This is a genomic window from Floridaenema evergladense BLCC-F167 (assembly GCF_041929205.2).
Lineage (GTDB): Bacteria > Cyanobacteriota > Cyanobacteriia > Cyanobacteriales > Aerosakkonemataceae > Floridanema > Floridanema evergladense.
On record NZ_CM171625.1, the window covers coordinates 3,059,044 to 3,078,640 of the forward strand.

A 19,597-nucleotide genomic window follows, 5' to 3' on the forward strand; every position below is an offset into this window, starting at 1 on the left:
TTTGGATTCATAGAGTAAGTCTTGAGGACTCAGAAAATGCCAAGTCAGAATATAGATTTAATCCGAATCCTCTTCCAAAGCCGCTTAGCGACTCTTGAGCATCTCTTGAAGTCAGCGAAGACTCATTTTTGTGATGACGAGTCGTTCCTAAATAAGCGCATTGCGGCTGATATGTTGCCCTTCGGTACACAGATTGCTTTCACCTGTAATCAACCACGCAACTTTGCCCTCTGGTGTGATGGCAAACCAGCGAATAATCTAGATCCAGATGTGACATCTCTCTCGCAGGCATACGAACACATAGCAAACACTATCAAAGGAAATAACTATGGCAGTAGCAGGAAAATTGGAACTTACCATCAAAATCAATGACTTCACCAGAACTCGTCCACTGTGGACATTGGTTATTAACGCAGGAACCAGTTGGCACGCTGCCGTTGGAACATTTCAAACTGCTTAACAGTTGGCAAGAACCTTCCACACAGGTATAGCCTGTTGGACAAGGGTTTGCCGAGTCGCACGTAGGAGAAAGCGCATTACGCGCACAACATCTCCCTCGACCATCATTTCCGGCTGTTGGATCGCAGGCGTAACCACTATGGCAATAAAGACCGTCAGTGCCATCAGTATCTCTCAAGCACGGCGAGATGGCGGGTTCCCCCCAACTGCAATATCCTAGAGTTTGCGCTTTAGCAGGAGTTGGGAGTAACAACAATAAAGCCACGATTACAACTACACAAACACGAAAGAATGCTGGGTTTTTCATGAGTATAGGTTAACAAGTATTGACTTGAGGATACTATTTTTCTAAAGCCAACAGTTTATATTAAATTTCGTAGTTATCTTTCAGAAAAGAATCTATAACACTTTCCATCAAATCAAATTGATTGGCATTCTTATTACCCTGCCAATGCTGAAGTGCCTCGATATTTCTAAAAGTTAATACCGCCTTTAAGCGACCTATTCCTTCCTCATAAATGTAGAGCGGAATTTCTTCTATCTCTGGTAGCGGTTGTTTCGCTTTTTCTGACCAGCAAGCCTGCAACGCAGCTAATCTACCTTCCAAGTCAGAGTGTTGACTGCTAATTTCAGCCATCAACTTAGCCGTTTCATTTGGGTCGGGAATTAATATATCATCTCGATCGAAAAAATAGTCGTAAGGAGGTTGTAATAACTCTTTATTTGATGGATCGTTTCCATCAAATAATCTATTAACTATTCTAATCTTAGTGACTTTAGCTGCTCGTCTATTAATTCTTTTATCGAAAAAGTCAATAGCTTTTACTGCCCGCTCAAAAGAACGAACATCTAACAACATTTCGTTATCTCTAAAGAAAAAATCTCCCATTACGATCGGGCGATGTTCTTTAGAAAGTTGATTATATGAAATTTCAAATCTTAGTTTTTTGGCTTCATGTTCGTACTCCCATCGCCACCGATTTAGTTGAGATTCAAAATATACACATTTCAGCTTTTGGAAAGCTCCTATCACAGTTTTCTGGTTGAACACCTGATAATATATTCTGACTGGCTGCTGTGCTTCTCCAGTTAACGTGGTAATTAAATATCGATCGGATTTCATAAATAAACGCTAATCAGTATTGACAATTTTATTAAATCATAACTAAATAGTTACCCCTTGGTAACAGCAGTAAGATTAAATATGTATAAAGCCATCCGAGGAAGACATGATGAACCTTCCACTCACCGATCTATATGAAACCGACTTTTACGCTTGGACACAAAAACAAGCTGACTTATTGCGTCAACGTGACCTAAATAATCTTGATCTTGAAAATTTGATTGAGGAAATAGAATCTTTGGGTAAACAAGATAAACGAGAATTAGTAAGTCATTTAAAAATTTTGATTGCCCACTTACTAAAGTGGGAATTTCAACCTACCCATAGATCTAGAAGCTGGGTATTTACAATTCGTGAACAACGCGAAGAGATTGAAGACCTTTTAGAAAGAAGTCCTAGTTTAAAACCTTATCTGTCAGAAGCAATTGAAAAAGCTTACAAACGTGCGATAACTTTAGCGGCTAAAGAAACAGGCATGAAACTTCGAGAATTTCCTTCTCTCGTTCACTATACCTGGGAAGCAATAGAAAACTCTGACTTTTTACCCGGAATTCACCTCGATTCTGATGAAGATTTGCTTGATTAACAGTTGAGGACGGAATTAATCATATAAACTTCACTGCTGTTTCCAGCTTATTCCTGCATCCCTTCGTATAACAATCGGGCAAATAATCGCGCACCATCATCTTTTTTCAGTTCGCCGTAAGCGGGAGGTTGTCGAAAACCCACTACTCGCAAATCTGATAATAATTCGGGATGAAATTGGCAGGTAAACGAACGCCGAATTAGTTTACTTTCAAAATCTTTGTAATTGATACAAGTAGCCGAACATTCCGTCAATACCTCGCCTTCATGAGCAGTTGAACAAAGTATTTCGATCGTATATCCCACATTCCGCACTTCAAAATGAAGCATAGTAATAATACAAGAAGCTGCGAGAAAATCAAGTAGAAATACTCAACTACCTCCTTTAACAAAAAGTAGGAAAATTATTAGAGAAATCATCAAGCGCCAAAAAAGTGAGGAAAGATGCAAGAGTTGTTGAGTAAAAATTTAGATCACTTAGGAATAGTAGCCGGAATAATTGATGAAATCGGAATCGAACAGAAAATCAATGAAATTCTGGATTGTGATGTGAGAGAAAAAGTAAGTGCCGGGAAAGTTGTCAAAGCTATTTTGCTGAATAATTTAGGGTTTGTGACCAAGCCTTTATATTTATTCAATTACTTTCATCGGCAGAAATCTTCTCTAATTACAAAGCTCAACAATCAGACGAAAGAGGCTTCCGCTTTCTCAAAGATCCACTTTTTTTTGCTGATAGTGTATTTCTCAAATCCCCGCGTCGAATTCCAGCAATGGCGATGTTAATGGGGTTAGCTTTATTAGTTTATTCCTTGGCTCAACGATATTTACGTAACCAGCTTCAATTCAGGAAATCAACTGTGAAGAATCAGCTGGGTAAGCCAGTTAAGAATCCAACTTTACGCTGGATTTTTCAGCTATTTCAAGGTATCCATCTCTTAACTTTCTCATCCATAAAACAAGTCAATAATTTAACTGAAGAATTGATTAATATCCTTCATTTCTTTCCTGAATCATGTCAACGCTATTATCTAATTTCCACTGCTTAAGTCCCTGATTTTATGCTCTGAACAATTTGACAAATTAATCATTTTTTCCCGGACTTGACTCTTCATTGTCTAGTCCTACTGGCTCATTTTTATTTGTTCTACTTTCACTCTGATTCTCTCTATATCCGGCAGATTTTCACTGCAACCACTCTCCAGCAAGCAAAAGATTTCTCCGTATTATCTGATGCTACATTTTGAAGTGCGGAATGTGGGTTTTAGGTAATCAATTGTTCTGAATCACGCAAGAAGAAGGTAAGTTTTGCGTATAATTATTCTCGCCTTCACGAGTGTTGCTGAACAGTTCTATTTGACCTTGGGAATTTTTGCGCCAATTTGTCGCTTCTACGATAATCTGTGGTTTTCGTTCTTCTCGACTCCAGGGGGCTGGTTTTTGGGGTTCTGATTCTCTGGGCGACAGTCCGGCGCTATAATCGGTCAGGTCTTGCCAAATTTCTTCACTCCGAAACGGCATGGAAGGAGATTCAGGTAAACCACCACGTCCGGTGACGGTAAAAGTATTTTCCCCCGGTCTGGCACAACCGACAATAATCTTCCCCGCCAGGTCTGGTAGTTGACTGGTTAATTCGACTAATGTGGTACTCGGTTGTACTTCAGGAGAGTTAATCGAGACGATGCCGGAAACGCCTAATTGAGAGGAAGCGGTAATTTGACTGTTGGGGGAGAGAAAGATTCCTTGGGTAGTAATTTGAATGTTACCGCCTTGTCCTTGCAAGGCATTGGCGGTGATGATGCTGTTTTGCAAAGCGGCTAAGATATTGCTGTTGATGTTAATGTTACCACCACTAGCGGTTCCTTGGGCTTCTACTGTAATCTGACTGCGATTCTGTAACCGAACTGTTTGTGCGTTGATGGTTAAATTGCCCCGTTCCCCGGAAATTGCGGCTACTGCGATTTGTGCGTTGCGATCGAGCAACACCGAGTTTGCTTGAATGTCCACATTTCCCGCTTGAGAATTTCCTCTACCTGCTTGGGTGGAAACAGAACTACCGATTTGAAAGTTATTGGCTGTGAGTAGTCCACCATCTCGAAGGATTAACTTATTGGTGGTAATTCTAATATTACCTGCATCGCCAAGCCCACTACTGGAATTGGCAAATAAACCATTACCCTCAAAGCTGTCGCCACCTGCAATTTCAATCTGATTTCTGGCATTTATTGTAATGTTTCCACCTTTTCCGGTTCCAGTATTGGCGTTGGCGATCCGAACGCCTACTCCCGACCGCATTAATAATTCACCCGTATTCACGGTGATATCGCCTGAATCACCCATAAGGCGGGAAAGAGAAAAAATTCCCGCTGTTGGGATATTGGTGTTGCGACTGCTTGCTCCTCGTAATTCTACTCGTTCGGAAGCGTTGATGGTAATTTCTCCTGTCCGACCGCTACTTTGGGTATCGTTAGAAATGGTAGCTTCTTGGATTAGTAAGCGACGGGTATTGAGAGTTAACTGACCGCCATTACCCCGATCGTTAATTCGAGCAATGATTCCTCCCGGACTAGTATTGACTAATTCAATGTTTTGGGAAGCATCGATCAGTAAGTTACTGCCAGTGCTTTCTGGTTTAGAACCGAAGGTGTTAGCATTAATTTCTGCCCGATCGCGCACGCCCAAAGAGTCAGTTTCGATCGTCAACAATCCCCCATTTCCAGAAGCTCCCGGTCGTACTTGGGAAAATATACCACTACTGAAGCGACCATTTGTAGAAACACCAACTAAATCAATTTGCGATGCCACAATATTCATATTGCCAATATTGCCAGACCCATAAATATTGGTGGCAATTCGAGCGCCGTTACTCAGGTTTAAACTATGAGTATTTAAGTACAAATTACCTGTATTTCCTGCACTTTGAGACAAGCTAAAAATGCCGCTATTTACTTGTTGATTGGGATTAAAGTTGCTAGGATTAAAGTTGTTAGTTGAATTGATTGCGGAAGGATTTCCCGGATTCGCTACAGAAATATTTAAAGTGTAACTATCTCCTAGTTGTGCAGGTTTTCCTTCTAAGGGTGCGTCATCTCCTAAAGTGGTGCGAAAAGCCCCTACTCCCAAAATGTAAGTTCCAGGTTCTTTTAAGGTGGTAGAAATATAAGAATCTTGGCGAGATGTGCTACCACCCGCACCGTTGGTAGTGGGAGAGTCGTCGTTATTTGCGATCGCGGCTCCGGTAGTGCGATCGAACAAAAAAATCTGTGTATCAATGTTACCTGGATCGAAACGAAAATCAGTTTTTCGACCGCCATCAATATCGAAAATTACTTGCGTATCTGGTTGATTTGTAGCAAATTCATAGTAATCATACGCTGCTATTGCTGCTCCGAAAACTGTCGCCCCTAAAACAATTTGCGTTGGCGTTCTCGACACTGATATATAAGGAATTGTTTCGGCTGATTCTACATTTGGATTTGCGGTGTTGGTAAAGTTATCTGCACTAATTTGATAAGTAGTAATTCCGGTAAATGGATTAGTGACAAAATCTGTACTAATGCCGTTTAAATTGGCGGTTTCTCGCACTGCAACTGTAATATCTCCGGCTTTTCCTGCGCCTGTGGTTAAGGTGAGAATTTGTCCGCCCGATCGGAATTGTAAATTAGCGGCGTTGACTTGAATTTCTCCGCTATTGCTGTTACTGTTTGTGACTGTGGCGATAAATCCGCGATCGGCTAAATTTAAACTTCCACTAGGGTTGTTAATTGTAATTTTCCCGCTTTCTCCACTATTCTTTGTTGCTGAATATGTCAAGATTCCACTAAATAATCCATCAGCAGTAAACCCAGAAACCTCGATGTTTCCAGTAGCATTAATTTCAATATTTCCCGATGCAACACTTGTCTGAGTAACTGTTTGAATCCGCGAACCTGCTTGTAAATTCAGCGAAGCTGTATTGATAAAAATTGGATTTAATTCGTTGCTAATTAAGCTTTGTTGTCCCAAAGTTGTGGCTTGATTTGTATTAATTCTAATTGCCCCACTAACACTTTGTAGTTGACTGCCTGTTAAGTTTAAATTATTACTATTAATGTTGATTTCATTGGCTTGAATTTGTGCGTTTTGCAGGTTGATATCTGTGCCGACTAATGATAAAGTATTGGGTAAGTTTAAGTTGGCTCCTTGAATTTGGATTGCACTTTGAGCCATACCTTGTTGTAAACCAATTGGCACATTAATAGTTAACAGTGGTGGTGCTTGGGGATTAGTGGCGCTGAAACTTTGATTGTTGTTGAACAAAAAGCGATCGACCGTACTAGCCACAAAAGCACCTTTAATATCTAATCTAGCATTGGGGCCAAAAATAATTCCGTTGGGATTAAGAAAAAATAAGTTAGCATTACCTAACACGCCCAAAACACCATTAATATTTGACGAGTTTTTACCTGTTACTCTACTAAAAATATTCAGTATCCCTTGAGGATTTTTGAAATAAGCTGCCAGTCCATTTTCAATATTAAATTGTTGAAAGCTGTGAAATAAATTATTACCTACAGCCGTTCCCCCTTCAATAGTAAATCTATTGCCTTGGTTGAGTACATTAGAAGAATTGGGCAGGGTACTATCGGGAACAATTTGAGATTGTGCTAATTTAGCCCAACTAAAAAATAATAGCAAGTTTGCTGTAATATAAATAACTAAACTTTGACGTAACTTAGCTTTAGCCGTATTTATCAGAAAATTCTCCATCTTATTCATTTTTACAATTAATATAGGGAGTATTTGATAAATATTACCTGTTAAAGATTAACCAGAAATTAAATAATAATTAAGAAATAAAATTTTGACTCACCAGAAAACGTGCATGGAGGGGTAAATAAGCGCGAGTGTGTTATGAAGGGCAAAGTAATCCCGAAGTCTTGATTTATGTGCTTTTCAGCTATCGGTTGATTAGATCTTTTTTTGTCCAATTCGCGTTCAATTAACCAAAGTTATTACAGCGTCGTCACGAAAGAATAGGGTTTTCGTTTATGTTACTTCAACATTATAAGCTAAGATTTTGTACTACTTTGCCCCTCATAACACGCTCGCGCTTATTTACCCCTTCAAACCTGGTAAGGCATTGAAGGCAGAAGCGCTGGAATTGAAGAAACAGCAGAAGCAGGCTTTAGCGGGGGAAGTTCCTAAAGTCGATGAAGCAGGAAGTGAACCACCTACTAAGTACTTATGCAAAATTAATTGTATATTCTTTGCCAAAGTCTCGAATGACTTTTTCCACATAATCAACTAAATTTTGCCAGCTAGAATAAGCATCTATTTCTATCCATTCATATTTCATGAATCGCCAGAGAATTTCGATTAAGTTAAGTTGTGGAGAGTAGGATGAGAGCCAAAATATCTCTAAATTTTTCTGTGGCCATTCACTGATTTTCTCCGCAATTTTTTGACTTCGATGAAATGAGGCTTTATCCAGAACAACAAACGTTTTTTTTGTCAGAGTTTCCGCAAATTTATCCAGACAAGATATGACGACTTCACTAGTGATTCTCCCTTCAAATATATAAGCAGATAATTCTTGAGAGCGACTCATTATCCCCAGGACATTTAGCCGCCGACTTCGGCTACTTTTTAGGGAATTTATTTCGCCTTTTTCTTGCCATCCATAAGGCACATAAGGTGTTAAGCAAAATCCAGTTTCATCCAAATATCTTAGTTCGATCTCTCCCGCTTCTTCCCGTTGTTTTAATAAGGTAAGCTCTTGCTTCTTTTCTTCATATTCTAAGGGGTCTGGCTGACCTGCTAATCCTCTTTTAAATCTTTTCCAGCACATGATTAGACTTTTTATCACTCGTTTAACTGTATCCTTGCTCACGGTGATTTCCCATTCTTCTTTTATCTCTGCTATTACTTTTTTTAAATTTTTAGGCGATTGTTTTACCCAGGCTTTTATTTGTTGCTTTTGTTCTTCTGTAAATGTTGGCTTTCTCCCCCGACCTGGGCGATTATATAATCCTACTAATCTGTGTTCTTCCCAATCGTTCATCCAGTTATATATCGTATTTCTACTTACTTGAAATATTTCGGTTAATTCCTCAATTCTTTTTCCTTGATAACTTAATAGAATACAATGCGCTCTCTCTCTCACTTGATAATGTGCGCTCTGTTTATATATTCTCTGGAGCAGTTTGATTGTTTCTGGTGTCAAGTCTCTAATAAATCGCATTTCCCTCTTCCCTTTACTGTTCCTAGCTTTACTATATACAATTATCTTTGTAATATACAATTATTTTTGCATAGGTACTTAACTTTTCGGTCTACTGAATTTGTGGCGTAATTGAGTTGTGCGCTGTCCGAGTAAAACACTGACCAACACGAGCGCAATGCCAATCCATTGCAGGGGAGTAAAGGTTTGGTGGAGTACAACAAATCCCATCAGGGTTGCAACGACGGGACTCAACAACCCCAGGTATGAAACTGCCACTGGTTTAAGCTTATCGATGCCGCGAAACCAGAGGGAATAGGCAAGCCCAGTACCAATTAAACCCAGGTAGACAAAACCGAGCAGATTCATTGTTGAGAGCTGTGTAATCGGTTCTTCTAGGGTGAGCGCCAGCGGCAGTAGCAACATTCCGCCAATGACTAATTGCCATGCAGTAAAGACCAGTAGCGACACAGGACGTTTCCAGCGTTTGACCAATACTGTACCCAGTCCCATGATTGCGGCTCCAGCAATCGCCGCCAGAACGCCGATTCCATCAAGACTTGCCGCCGGACTCAGTACCAATAAGCCGACCCCAACAAAGCCTGCGATCGTCGCACCAATCGATAGCTGGGAGGGTTTTTCGTGCAGTATGCCCCAGGAAAACAGGACGACCAGTAGGGGCTGGAGCGCTCCTGCGGTTGCAGCAACGCCTCCTGGAAGTCGATAGGCTGCCACAAATAACAATGCTTGAAAAATACCAATATTCAGGCTGCCTAAGAGCAAAATTCGCCACCACCAGATGCCCTCTGGCAGTTGTTTTAACCACAAAAGCAGCAACAAACCAACGGGCAAGGAGCGCAGGCTGGCAACCAGGAGTGGATGACCAGGGGGCAACAGTTCAGTTGCCACGATATAAGTTGTACCCCAAGCTATGGGTGCCAGAGCCGTTAGTAGAATATCGGACAGGCGGGCGGGTGCTGTCTTCATGCTTTTATCTCTACATCAAGATACTTGATACTAAGATTCTAGTAATTAACTTGATGTTAAGATAATTGATGTCAAGATTTTAAGTTGCTTGTTCAATCTGTTCGGAGATTTTGTTGGTGCGTGCAGCTTGTTGGCATGGACTGCGTTCTATTTTTAATTCCTGAAAAAGCTAATTTTTAGTCAAGTGAGTCGCAGTTTTATGAATACCGATCCAGTCGATACAATTTTGGCTCAATGGCAAACAGAACGCCCCGATCTGGATGTGTCACCTATGGGCATCATTGGCAGAATGGGACGCTTAACCAAACACCTGGAACGAGCGCTACAAGCGGTATTTTCAGACTTTGACCTGCAAGGGGGAGAATTTGATGTACTGGCGACCTTGCGGCGTTCTAGTCAGCCTTACCAACTTTCACCAACCATGTTGTTCAATACCTTGATGATTTCATCGGGTACCATGACCCACCGCATCGATCGCTTAGAGCAGGCGGGTCTGGTGCAACGCATCCCCGATCCAGGCGATCGGTGAGGAACGCTGATTCAGTTGACTCCTAAAGGGTTTACTGTGATTGAAAAAGCTATTGAAGCCCATGTTGCCAATATGCACCATCTCTTGGGTGGTTTAGAGCAAGCGGAGCGCGAAACACTGGCTCAGTTGCTACGTAAACTGTTAATTTCGTTTGAGAAATAAAGTTGAATTTTCTCTGGAGGCGGCAATGCAGTACCTGGAGCGGCTATCCAAACCTGACCAAAACTGTGTCTTTAAATTGAATCCTCAAACCGGAGAATTCCCACAATTACTAAAGGAATTATTACTTTATACTTAGTTAGGTAGCGTGATTGAGCCATGTGCAAGTTTTTTCCATGTAATATTAGAAAGCGATCGCCTTCCCAACCTAAATTGCATTCGCTACTCATTCTTCTATTTTCTAATCTGGTAATTTCTGTGATTCTATGTTAACTTATGATGCGGATAGTGTGAAGAATTTATTCGCAAATTAATAGTAGTATCACCCTGTCGGGTAAGGATTGGGCATACTGCCCGTACCTCCCCTAAGAACCGGACTTGACAGTTTCCCATCATCCGGCTCAAGCCTTACTTCAAGCCTTTCAACTTGGATTTTGAGTGTACCTGTTTGTGGCACGCTACGTGCAAGTGCTGTAGGTTGTCAGTGTCGTCTGAACCGCCTTTAGCCAAGCGGGTAAGGGTTGAGAGTCGCCCCTCTTCCCTCCCCTAAGAACCGTGCGTGACTGTTACCAATCACACGGCTCAAGCCTTATTTCAAGCCAGTAAACTTGGATTTGGAGTGTTCCTGTTTATGACACGCTTTGTGTAGGTGAATGAGGTTATCAGGGTCATCTGTTCCCCCATTCCTAACTGGAACTATGTGGTGGGTTTCGATTTGTTCACCATTGAGTAGTGAGTCCCCACAGATAGGGCATTTCCAATTTTGTTCTTTGGCTACTCGTTCGTATTTCGAGCCTTTTGCCCAGTAGTTTTTACCCTGTTTATTCTGTCGTTGTTCCCAGTATTCTCCGAGTGAGGGGTCGTCAGGACTTGAATTTCCTTTGACTTTGATATGTCTTATTATGGGTGTGCTACTGATGTCATAAAGGATGTGAGTTGCCTCTTTTCCTTCTCTACCAGTCCCTTTACACATAAAAGTCCAATCTCTCCCTTTTAATCGATGAAAGTATTTAGCTTTCACCCATCCTTTTGATTTGTTGGGATGTCGTCTTTTAGCCCAACGCCAAAGGTATTGCCATACACGATAATTTATGTATGAAAAGGTTTGTTTACTAACTACACCTTTGTAGTAATTCGCAAAGCCTCTGAGAAGGGGATTGAGGGTTGTAATGACATCTTCTTGAGTTCGTGCTTTCATTTCTGAGAGCATCTTGCCTATCTTTTTACAGAAGGCTAGAACTTTTTCTTTTTGTGGTTTAATCAATAATTTGCCGTTGTAATGGCGTAGATTAAAACCTAAGAAGTTGAATCCGTCATTAATGTGAACAATCCTTGTCTTCTCTTGGCTGATTTCCAATCCTCTTTGTAATAACCATTGCTTTATCAGGGTAAGCACTTTTTCTAGAGATTCCTTGTCTTTGGATGTGACAACGAAGTCATCTGCGTATCGGATAACGCCTAGCTTTGGGTTAATGGAGTTGATGAATATTTCTAACCCATGCAGTCCTATATTTGCTAGTAGTGGACTTATAACGCCACCCTGTGGAGTACCTGTCTCGCTAGGGTTATATATTCCCTTGTCGATATACCCCGCTTTTAACCATTCTTTGATGAGTTCACCAGATGGCATTGAACCTATACTACTTAGAATGGATTCATGGGCAATATTATCAAAGAAACCTGAAATATCAGCGTCTAAAACCCATTTATGATTACAACCTCTCGGACTGTAAACTAACTTGTTGAAACACTGCCCGATTGCGTCGTGACAGCTTCTACCACCTCGGAAACCATAGGAATTAGGCTCAAAGATGGTTTCCCATTCGGGTTCTAGTGCATTTTTGACTATTGCTTGTGTGACTCTATCTCTTACGGTGGGTAAGCTATGGCAGCGATCGCACAAGCAGTATATTAGCAAGGGGAGAAGAGTATGGAAACAGCAGATGTAATTATTATCGGCAGCGGTCAGGGTGGCGTTCCCCTTGCCAAAGATTTTGCCAAAGAAGGACGTAGAGTGGTTGTCTTTGAGCGAGATGCGCTGGGTGGGAGTTGCGTCAACTATGGTTGTACACCTTCCAAAGCTTTTCTAGCAGCGGCTCATGCAGCAGGTCGTGCTCGTCAGGCGAAGGCGTTAGGCATTCATGCGGATGTGCAGGTGGATTTTCCAGAGGTAATGAAGCGAGTCCGAAGCATCCGGAATTCCTTCAATCAAGGAGTTCAAAAAGGACTTCACGATGCAGGAGTTACTGTCGTTTGTGCCGAAGCCTCGTTTACTGGAGAACGAACTGTAACCGGGGGCGAGCGGACGGTTCAAGCTCCGTTGGTAGTGATTAACACGGGTACGTCTTCACTGATTCCCAATATTCCTGGGTTAGCAGACACCCCTTACCTGACTAACCGTAATTTCTTTGACCTAAAGGAGTTACCACCTCGTCTGTTAGTGATTGGGGCGGGTTATATTGGGCTAGAACTGGGGCAAGGATTAGCACGTTTGGGCAGTGACACACACTTGATTGTGCGAGGCGATCGCGTCCTGAATCACGAAGAACCCGATGTCAGTGAGGTGCTCGTACAAGCGTTGCAGCGAGATGGGATTCATCTCCACTTTCATGTCAATACAGAAAAAGTCATGCACGCTGATGGTATATTCACCCTGAATTTGGACAACGGACAGGAACTCCAGGGCGAAGCACTGTTGATTGTAGTTGGACGTAAACCAAACACTCAAGCGTTAAATGTCGCCGCAACAGGAGTAGAATTAGACGAGAAAGGATTCATTAAAATTGACCAGCAGTTCCGCACTACCTGTGAAGGGGTGTATGCGATCGGGGATGTTGCCGACCAACCAGCATTTACCCACGTCTCCTGGGAAGACTATCGCCGTTTGAAAGCCATCCTCTGTGGAGAGAATCGCACTCGTAGCGATCGCGTTTTGGGATACGCCGTTTACACCGAACCGCAGGTTGGGCGAGTGGGAATGACTATTGAAAGCGCACAGAAAAAAGGGATTAATGCCCGATGCGTTACGCTACCGATGGCACATATAGCTCGTGCAATTGAGTGGGGACAAGACCTTGGGTTTTACCGCATGGTAATCGACAACGATACCGACAAAATTCTTGGTGCCACGCTAGTGGGCTACGAAACGGCTGAACTAGTCCATGTCTTCCTGTCGTTAATGGAGGCTGGGGCAACCTGGCAGCTATTGGAGCAATCAGTTCACATTCATCCCACTTATGGCGAAGCACTGCCCAGTCTGGCACGATTGTTAGTTGGTAATGAGATGCCATCTTGCCCAAATATGTGAGAACTCAACCGTGAGGATTTTAACTATGACCACCAGCTTGCAAGTTGGCGATCGCTTTCCAGATGCGGAACTACCCAATCATGAGAATCAGGTAGTCAAACTATCCAGCTTCACTCAACCCAGTTTGATGGATCGGTATCTGGGCTTCACCGATGGATATCCGTTAATTGTAGTTTTTTATCGTGGGTTCTTCTGTCCGCGCGATCGCCAGCAACTTCTCCAACTGGTGCAATTTCAGAACGAATTAGCGGTTAATTATAGTAAATTGGTGACGATTGGAGTCGATCCGCCCCTGGTGCAAGCCGCATTTAGGGCAGGCTTGGGAGCACAGTGGACGTTTCTCTGTGATGAAAAACGGGAATTGAGCCAACAAATTCATATTCTCGATGAAACCGAAGGCGAGTATGCCTATCGCGCTCAACCCTATACCTTTGTACTGCGATCGGACTTGACGATTTACAAAATTTACAACGGATGGTTTTTTGTGGGTCGCCCTACCGTTGAGGAACTGCGGCACGACTTGCGAGCCATCATGGAAACTCGCTCCGATTACCGTTACCAGGCATACGATACACCCGCAGTAAAGCAAATTCGCATTCCGCAACAGGAGTGGTTGAATGGTGCGCCCGCTTTAGGGGCAAACGGATTACCCATCGCTCAAGGTGTCGTGCGCTGGTTTGACCTCAAAGCAGGTAGTGGCATGATAGCCCAGAATAATGGAGGAGCTGATGTGTTCTTCAACTTCACTGCCATTCCTGGTGAAGGCTACCGTACTGTTAAGGCTGGTACCCCTGTGAAATTTGAGTTAGTCGAAGGCAAGTTTGGTTTGACAGCACGGAATCTTCAACCACAGAAAGAGAATTGATGTAATGCACTCCGAGAACTTTATATTTCGATGACCAGGGTACAGGAAGTATTGCACTTATTTGGCTCTGGTGGGTTTGAAATTCTGAAAAATTTGCAACAGAGTACTCACTTAGATGTTAAAAAAAATTATTCAGCAGTTGCATAAATATTGTGTTTGCCAAACTTTAATGCCGTGGAAGGTCGTAATCCCATACGTTTGCAGACATTTGGGAAACATTTGGTTTTGGGAATATAGAGATTGTGCGATCGCATCAAAAAGCATGGCAATCTATTCTGGCAGGGGAGAAATTCTTTATGGTGATGCTAATTTTATCTTTGGTATTCCTGAATTAGATCCTTATTGTAACAATTTTGTTGCAGAGCAATTATTCTCTGCTGGGTTTATCTAAATTGAGAAAAAGCAATTTTTACCTGAACAGCCAATGCTACTAAAAGATATCCGAGACTATCAAATTTTGTTTCTATCTCTTTTCTTAATTTTAGGCATTAGCAACCGAGACTGGACACTAAGACCTGCCACGATCTTAGTCGTAATTCTTACTTGTCTAATTACCCAATGGTTAGCAGAACTGGCAATCTCTCAAGAAACCCGCATCAAAGCAACTATCAGTAATCCCGAAAAGTTCACTTCCCTCCGCAGTGCGGCTATTACAGCTTTAAGCCTTTGTTTACTTTTACGTTCTGAGCATTACGAGACTATGATTTTAGCAGCATCTTTAGCTATTTTAAGTAAATTTTTGCTGCAATTTCGCCATAAACATTTTTTTAATCCCGCTAATTTTGGCATTATTGTAGCCATCACCTTCACAAATGATGCCTGGGTTTCGCCTGGACAATGGGGAGAAGATTGGTTGTATATCCCAATACGGTTCAGTTAAGGCTGAAAGAGTGAATAGTGATATGAAATTTAGGAAATTTAACTCGTTGTCCAGTACCTCTGTGTTTTGGCTTTTTAGAACGAAACTTTGATACAGGTTTTTTCACAACTCAGGGGTTATTACGTGAAACTCCTTCGGGTAATAACGTATCTAAAATCTCTAGGGTGAGCCAATCGAAAAAAAAGGGAATTCTTCTGGTTGTAAGCGTTGAAACTTAGGAATGGCACGACGGATGACTCGTAATGTGCCTGTAAAACCCAGGCGTAATGGTGGAACCCCAGCAGTGGTTGCAGCTTGAAACATTAATACCCTAACTGACCAATGCCCGCACTCGTTCTCCGATGCGATATGGACACTCTTATTGCATCAAATATTAAGTGCGTTCCTGCTTCTACCAATATGACTAATCTAACGCAAGGGAAACGCTGCTTGTGTACCTGGACGACTACTGGGGCGACCAAAAACTCATTGCTATTACCAGGCTCACCACTAATTGTGCTGGTAACGATCGCCTACGTTCCTCTTCGGTTTTGGTATTAGCGATCGCCTCTTCGATGGCCAAAGCTGGAATCGCTGTCTCGATTGCTTTGAGTACGTCACTACTTTGTATCTCTGGAGACACCCATGAGAAATCTTTGAGATGCACCACGCACTCATTTCCATTCTTGGGACAATGCTTAATTTACACCACTTTTAGCCTTAACTGAACCGTATTGGCTTATGGTTTTACAAATTTTGAGAGCTTTCGTGCCCGCCTTTTAGGTAGCTTTTCTGATTAGAAATATTTATCACAGAGCTTAGAGGAGAGCCAAAAGCGCGGAGGATTTCTTTAGCTTCTTCTTCGAGAGAACGCCCATAATATTCGGCTCGCTTTTGTAGGCGATTTTTCAGGTCATCATCAAAGTTTTGAATCGTGATATTGCTCATAATAGATTCAATTGCTAAAGCTACATTTTTTGAAGTTTAATATCAGGTTAACATGGTATTATTGTTTGACTTGCGATAGATTTCAACGCCGCACAAATTACCTTTCATTAGGAGAAACTCCAATGGCAACCAACACCTCTTTAGAAGAACGAATAGCAGCAGTAGAAGCAGCAATTACCGAATTGCAGAAACAAGTGGCAAATACTCAACCGACAAATTGGCTACAACAAATTACAGGGTCTTTCAAAGATGAACCAGCTTTTGAGGAAGTACTAGCATTAGGACGAGCGATTCGCCAAGGAGATGAGTCTGTACTAGAAGCGCAAGACGAGCTATGAAATATTTATTGGACACAGACCATCTGAGTATTCTTCAACGTCAAACTGGGAGGGATTATAGCAACCTTTCGACACGCATGGCTCAGTACCCACTATCAGATTTTGCCGTGTCAATTGTCACCTTTCACGAACAAATGCTTGGCTGTCACGCTTATATTAATCGCGATCACAGCCTCAATGATGTAGTGAAAGGATATGAGATGATGGCGCGGCTGGTTAATAACTTTAAAGTGTTACCCATACTACCATTTGATGCGGGTGCAGCTACAACATTTGAGCAATTAAATTCACAACGGATTCAACTAGCAAAGATGGATGCAAGAATTGCGGCAATTGCGCTATCTCGTGGATTGATTCTGTTAACTCGCAATCATCGTTGTTCGTCGATAACTACCAAACCGAGTTGATGGAAGTTAACCTTTTCTTGCAGCAGCGCGTGAGTAGGGGTAATAAGTAATAAGTATGTTCGGATTCTCAATTATGGGATAGCGAAATGGCGATTAGTGCTAGGAAAACCAAAGTGGCAGATTCAGTGAACAAAGCAGCTGAAGAAACAGGAGAATCATCAATGACAGCAACGATAAAAGCTCCCAGTCATTTGAGTCTAAATGGATTTGAAAGTGTTGATAAACACGCAACAAAGATTCATTTAATTGATGGGGAAAAGGGAGGTGTGGGGAAGAGTTTATTTGCTAGGGTTTTGATTCAGTATTTCCTAGATAAGAAATATCCTTTTTTGGCTGTAGATGCGGATAGGTCTAACCCGGATGTGTCTCGGATTTATGAAAGTGTCTGTCGCTCGGCGCTTTTTAGTGAGGACGAAAAGAAGTTTTTCGAGGCTGATAAAATTTTTGAATGGGCATTTGAGAATAGCGTGATTGTGAATTTACCTGCTCAGGTTTATCCATTAGTCACGAATTGGATTGAAAAGAATAATTTGATTGAGTTAGGCAAACAATCAAAAATCAGTTTTTGTAAATGGTTTATTTGCACTGGCGGTTACGATAGCGTGCAGTTATTTTTAAAATCGGTACAGCATTTTGAGAAAAGGATTGCTCATGTTTTACCCGCATTTCTCAATTGCAGTAATGCACTAATGCTTTAGTTTAGTAATAAATAATTACAGTTCACTTTAGGAGTTTAGTTGTGAGGTTGAAATTGTTGGCATTTCCCAGATTTATTTTCTTTACTTTACTGGTGATGTTAATAATTATGGGAATTAGCTCACCGCTATTTAGTCAAAATATTAACCGTTCTCCATTACCACCAGCAGCACAAGGGCCAGCTATTCCTCGTGATAAAGGTTACTTAGTAGAAAAAATTGGCGATCGCCTTTATCGAGTTGCTGATGGGACAGATTCGTTAAATCAATAACAATGAACGTGGAAAAACTAAAAGTACGTCTGCTCAAAGGCAGATTTGACCGGAATTGTCAGAGAATGCTTCACTTTGAGAACATCTACTGGTCGATAGTTTAAACACTAATATTCAAGTTATGAAACTCGAAAACAAAATTGCCTTAGTGACAGGTAGTAGTCAGGGCATCGGACAAGCGATCGCTATTCGTTTAGCTCAAGAGGGAGCAAGTGTAGTAATCAACTATCGGTCTCACCCTGAAGGTGCTGAAGAAACCCTACAAAAAGTACAGGCAGCAGGTGGAAACTGTCACTTGGCACAATGTCCAAAGCTAGGGGCTACCATTCAAGCGGATTTGTCCAGCGTTAGTGAAGCATAGAAATTAGTACAGGAAAGTATTGAGCAATTTGGCAAATTAGACATCTTAGTAAACAATGCTGGAGTAGAGAAAAATGAAGACTTTCTAGATGTTTCAGAAACGAATTACGACAAAGTATTAGACCTCAACTTAAAAGGGGTTTTCTTTACAACACAAGCCTTTGTTAAGCATCTTAAGACAACAAACCGTCCCGGTAAAGTAATTAATATTAGTTCGGTTCACGAAGAATTACCCTTTCCTCACTTCACTGCTTATTGTGCCAGTAAGGGTGGTTTGAAAATGATGATGCGAAACCTAGCAGTGGAACTAAGCTGTTAATCATTTAAATAGGGTAAAATGGAAAAGTCAACCGAGCAAAATGAGTCAGGAAATGCCAGCAAAGAATCATCTGAGCTTAGAACAAGTAGAGAAGCTACAAAAAGCCCTAAAAGAAGAAGAAAATGGAAACATTAGAGAAAGAATTCTGATGTTACTGTTGCTAAATGATGGAAAAACTCAAGCTAAAATAGCGGAATTTCTGGGCTGTTCAATAAATAAAGTATCTTATTGGTGCGTACATGGAGATCCAGATAATCTAGAAAGCCTAGTCGATGAAAGGATGAAGGGTAATCATCAAAAAGCTACAGATAAATATAGAGAAATATTATTAGAGACAGTAGATAAAGAACCCAAAGAATTAGGATACGAATTTGGCAGATGGACGGCACAAAGGTTAGCAACATATTTAGCAGAAACGACAGGAATAAAATTAAGTGGGTCGCAAGTTAGGAGAATATTAGAGCAAAAAAAGTTCGTTTACCTCTGGGCGAAGTACAGCTTAGAGGGAAAGCGAGAGCCGGAAAAAAGAAAAGAATTTAAAAAGAAGATAACCGAATATTTAAAAATAGAAAAAGAGAATCCAGAACGTTTACAAGTATGGTTTTGGGACGAAAGCGGTTTTAGTTTAAGCGTGATAAAAAGAAAGAATTGGTGTAAAAAAGGTAGCCGAAAAGAGGTGAGAGGAGATCGAAGAAAGGGTCGGATTAATGTAATGGGAGGGCTGAGGTATTCCGACAAGAAAAGGTTTGTGGAATTTCTGGATAAAAGCAATTCAGAAAGTTTTTATCAAGTGCTAAAACTGTTTTATCAAGAATTGATTGGTGAATGGGTAGCTGCTGGCAATGAAGCCGATGAATTTGCTGAAAAAGGAGCCAAAATAGTGATAATTCTCGACAATGCTAGTTTTCATAAAAAGGCAGAATATCTCCAGAAAGTTGCCGCTGAAATGCCCAATATTCATTTAGAGTTTCTCCCGAAATATAGCCCGGATTATAACTTAATTGAATTAGTTTGGCATTCAACAAAAGAATTTATTGCTAATCGACTATTTAAATCAATCGAAGAATTAGAATATTTATTACATCAACTTTTAAATGAAGGACAGTTAATTATTAAATGGGAGCGAAAACTTAAAAATAAAGGTAATGCTCTTATCCCTGTTTAAATGCTTAACAGCTTAATCGTT

19 protein-coding genes and 9 pseudogenes are annotated in these 19,597 nt (G+C 41.3%); 15 read left to right on the top strand and 13 right to left on the bottom strand.

What is annotated here, in order from left to right; all coding sequences use genetic code 11:
• Window positions 1-36 precede the first annotated feature (36 nt).
• Window positions 37-312, top strand: a pseudogene (locus ACE1CA_RS14820) (DUF1993 family protein); the annotation flags it as partial.
• 1 nt (window position 313) lies between these two features.
• Here the strand turns inward: ACE1CA_RS14820 and ACE1CA_RS14825 are convergent.
• Complete coding sequence (locus ACE1CA_RS14825) at window positions 314-766, bottom strand: hypothetical protein (protein WP_486517899.1); 453 nt, start codon at window positions 764-766, stop codon at window positions 314-316.
• 60 nt (window positions 767-826) lie between these two features.
• Window positions 827-1,582 carry a hypothetical protein gene (locus ACE1CA_RS14830; RefSeq protein WP_486517900.1) on the bottom strand — a complete coding sequence of 252 codons (756 nt, stop codon included), beginning with the start codon at window positions 1,580-1,582 and terminating at the stop codon, window positions 827-829.
• A gap of 106 nt (window positions 1,583-1,688) precedes the next feature.
• Between ACE1CA_RS14830 and ACE1CA_RS14835 the strand changes: the two genes are divergently transcribed.
• The gene (locus tag ACE1CA_RS14835) at window positions 1,689-2,168 is read left to right on the top strand and encodes a DUF29 domain-containing protein (RefSeq protein WP_486517902.1); all 480 of its coding nucleotides are present in this window, start codon (window positions 1,689-1,691) and stop codon (window positions 2,166-2,168) included.
• 47 nt (window positions 2,169-2,215) lie between these two features.
• On the opposite strand, the pseudogene ACE1CA_RS14840 reads toward ACE1CA_RS14835, so the two are convergent.
• Window positions 2,216-2,464: pseudogene (locus ACE1CA_RS14840) on the bottom strand (hypothetical protein); the annotation flags it as partial.
• Window positions 2,465-2,611: 147 nt separating this feature from the next.
• On the opposite strand from ACE1CA_RS14840, the pseudogene ACE1CA_RS14845 reads away from it, so the two are divergent.
• Both ACE1CA_RS14845 and ACE1CA_RS14850 read left to right on the top strand, forming a co-directional pair.
• Window positions 2,612-2,764, top strand: a pseudogene (locus tag ACE1CA_RS14845) (DUF4277 domain-containing protein); the annotation flags it as partial.
• Window positions 2,765-2,808: 44 nt separating this feature from the next.
• Window positions 2,809-3,213, top strand: a pseudogene (locus tag ACE1CA_RS14850) (IS1634 family transposase); the annotation flags it as partial.
• Between the two features lie 223 nt (window positions 3,214-3,436).
• Here ACE1CA_RS14850 and ACE1CA_RS14855 read toward each other — a convergent pair.
• The 3 genes from ACE1CA_RS14855 to ACE1CA_RS14865 all read right to left on the bottom strand — a co-directional run bounded on the left by ACE1CA_RS14855 (window position 3,437) and on the right by ACE1CA_RS14865 (window position 9,353).
• Window positions 3,437-6,922 carry a two-partner secretion domain-containing protein gene (locus tag ACE1CA_RS14855; RefSeq protein ID WP_486517903.1) on the bottom strand — a complete coding sequence of 1,162 codons (3,486 nt, stop codon included), beginning with the start codon at window positions 6,920-6,922 and terminating at the stop codon, window positions 3,437-3,439.
• 466 nt (window positions 6,923-7,388) lie between these two features.
• Window positions 7,389-8,387, bottom strand: a complete 999-nt coding sequence (locus ACE1CA_RS14860; protein ID WP_486517814.1) for an IS630 family transposase — start codon at window positions 8,385-8,387, stop codon at window positions 7,389-7,391.
• Window positions 8,388-8,465: 78 nt separating this feature from the next.
• Window positions 8,466-9,353, bottom strand: coding sequence for an EamA family transporter (locus ACE1CA_RS14865; protein WP_413275721.1), 888 nt, complete (start codon window positions 9,351-9,353; stop codon window positions 8,466-8,468).
• 199 nt (window positions 9,354-9,552) lie between these two features.
• Here ACE1CA_RS14865 and ACE1CA_RS14870 point away from each other — a divergent pair.
• A pseudogene (locus ACE1CA_RS14870) lies at window positions 9,553-10,044 on the top strand (MarR family winged helix-turn-helix transcriptional regulator).
• 71 nt (window positions 10,045-10,115) lie between these two features.
• Here ACE1CA_RS14870 and ACE1CA_RS14875 read toward each other — a convergent pair.
• The 3 genes from ACE1CA_RS14875 to ACE1CA_RS14885 form a co-directional block, all read right to left on the bottom strand.
• Complete coding sequence (locus ACE1CA_RS14875; RefSeq protein WP_413275718.1) at window positions 10,116-10,271, bottom strand: hypothetical protein; 156 nt, start codon at window positions 10,269-10,271, stop codon at window positions 10,116-10,118.
• A 178-nt stretch (window positions 10,272-10,449) separates the two neighbouring features.
• Window positions 10,450-10,551 carry an HNH endonuclease gene (locus ACE1CA_RS14880; RefSeq protein WP_413275717.1) on the bottom strand — a complete coding sequence of 34 codons (102 nt, stop codon included), beginning with the start codon at window positions 10,549-10,551 and terminating at the stop codon, window positions 10,450-10,452.
• A gap of 79 nt (window positions 10,552-10,630) precedes the next feature.
• The gene (locus tag ACE1CA_RS14885; RefSeq protein ID WP_486517905.1) at window positions 10,631-11,959 is read right to left on the bottom strand and encodes a group II intron reverse transcriptase; all 1,329 of its coding nucleotides are present in this window, start codon (window positions 11,957-11,959) and stop codon (window positions 10,631-10,633) included.
• A gap of 12 nt (window positions 11,960-11,971) precedes the next feature.
• Between ACE1CA_RS14885 and ACE1CA_RS14890 the strand changes: the two genes are divergently transcribed.
• From ACE1CA_RS14890 to ACE1CA_RS14905, 4 genes and pseudogenes are all read left to right on the top strand, one after another.
• Window positions 11,972-13,348: a dihydrolipoyl dehydrogenase family protein gene (locus ACE1CA_RS14890; RefSeq protein ID WP_413275715.1), complete on the top strand. Its 1,377-nt coding sequence runs from the start codon at window positions 11,972-11,974 to the stop codon at window positions 13,346-13,348.
• Between the two features lie 25 nt (window positions 13,349-13,373).
• Window positions 13,374-14,213 (top strand): cold shock domain-containing protein, encoded by an 840-nt coding sequence (locus ACE1CA_RS14895; protein WP_413275714.1) that lies wholly within the window; start codon window positions 13,374-13,376, stop codon window positions 14,211-14,213.
• Between the two features lie 115 nt (window positions 14,214-14,328).
• Window positions 14,329-14,604, top strand: a complete 276-nt coding sequence (locus ACE1CA_RS14900; RefSeq protein ID WP_413275713.1) for a hypothetical protein — start codon at window positions 14,329-14,331, stop codon at window positions 14,602-14,604.
• 33 nt (window positions 14,605-14,637) lie between these two features.
• Window positions 14,638-15,072, top strand: a pseudogene (locus ACE1CA_RS14905) (Na+-transporting NADH:ubiquinone oxidoreductase, subunit NqrB); the annotation flags it as partial.
• 180 nt (window positions 15,073-15,252) lie between these two features.
• On the opposite strand, the pseudogene ACE1CA_RS14910 reads toward ACE1CA_RS14905, so the two are convergent.
• The 4 genes and pseudogenes from ACE1CA_RS14910 to ACE1CA_RS14925 all read right to left on the bottom strand — a co-directional run.
• Window positions 15,253-15,420: pseudogene (locus ACE1CA_RS14910) on the bottom strand (IS4 family transposase); the annotation flags it as partial.
• Window positions 15,413-15,558, bottom strand: a pseudogene (locus ACE1CA_RS14915) (IS4 family transposase); the annotation flags it as partial. The pseudogenes ACE1CA_RS14910 and ACE1CA_RS14915, both read right to left, overlap by 8 nt.
• Window positions 15,539-15,742, bottom strand: coding sequence for a transposase domain-containing protein (locus ACE1CA_RS14920; protein ID WP_486517906.1), 204 nt, complete (start codon window positions 15,740-15,742; stop codon window positions 15,539-15,541). The gene ACE1CA_RS14920 and the pseudogene ACE1CA_RS14915, both read right to left, overlap by 20 nt.
• 77 nt (window positions 15,743-15,819) lie before the next feature.
• Entirely contained in the window at window positions 15,820-16,020 is a 201-nt protein-coding gene (locus ACE1CA_RS14925; RefSeq protein WP_413276019.1) for a FitA-like ribbon-helix-helix domain-containing protein, read from the bottom strand.
• Window positions 16,021-16,142: 122 nt separating this feature from the next.
• On the opposite strand from ACE1CA_RS14925, the gene ACE1CA_RS14930 reads away from it, so the two are divergent.
• From ACE1CA_RS14930 to ACE1CA_RS14955, 6 genes and pseudogenes are all read left to right on the top strand, one after another.
• On the top strand, window positions 16,143-16,358 hold the full coding sequence (locus ACE1CA_RS14930; RefSeq protein WP_413273644.1) for a hypothetical protein: 216 nt from the start codon (window positions 16,143-16,145) through the stop codon (window positions 16,356-16,358).
• Window positions 16,355-16,765, top strand: coding sequence for a type II toxin-antitoxin system VapC family toxin (locus tag ACE1CA_RS14935; protein WP_413276020.1), 411 nt, complete (start codon window positions 16,355-16,357; stop codon window positions 16,763-16,765). The genes ACE1CA_RS14930 and ACE1CA_RS14935 overlap by 4 nt, the downstream gene beginning before the upstream one ends.
• Window positions 16,766-16,878: 113 nt before the next feature.
• Window positions 16,879-17,463, top strand: coding sequence for a P-loop NTPase family protein (locus tag ACE1CA_RS14940; protein WP_486517907.1), 585 nt, complete (start codon window positions 16,879-16,881; stop codon window positions 17,461-17,463).
• Window positions 17,464-17,504: 41 nt separating this feature from the next.
• Entirely contained in the window at window positions 17,505-17,732 is a 228-nt protein-coding gene (locus ACE1CA_RS14945; RefSeq protein WP_413276022.1) for a hypothetical protein, read from the top strand.
• Window positions 17,733-17,853: 121 nt separating this feature from the next.
• A pseudogene (locus tag ACE1CA_RS14950) lies at window positions 17,854-18,402 on the top strand (SDR family NAD(P)-dependent oxidoreductase); the annotation flags it as partial.
• Between the two features lie 61 nt (window positions 18,403-18,463).
• Window positions 18,464-19,576: an IS630 family transposase gene (locus tag ACE1CA_RS14955; protein ID WP_486517950.1), complete on the top strand. Its 1,113-nt coding sequence runs from the start codon at window positions 18,464-18,466 to the stop codon at window positions 19,574-19,576.
• Window positions 19,577-19,597 lie beyond the last annotated feature (21 nt).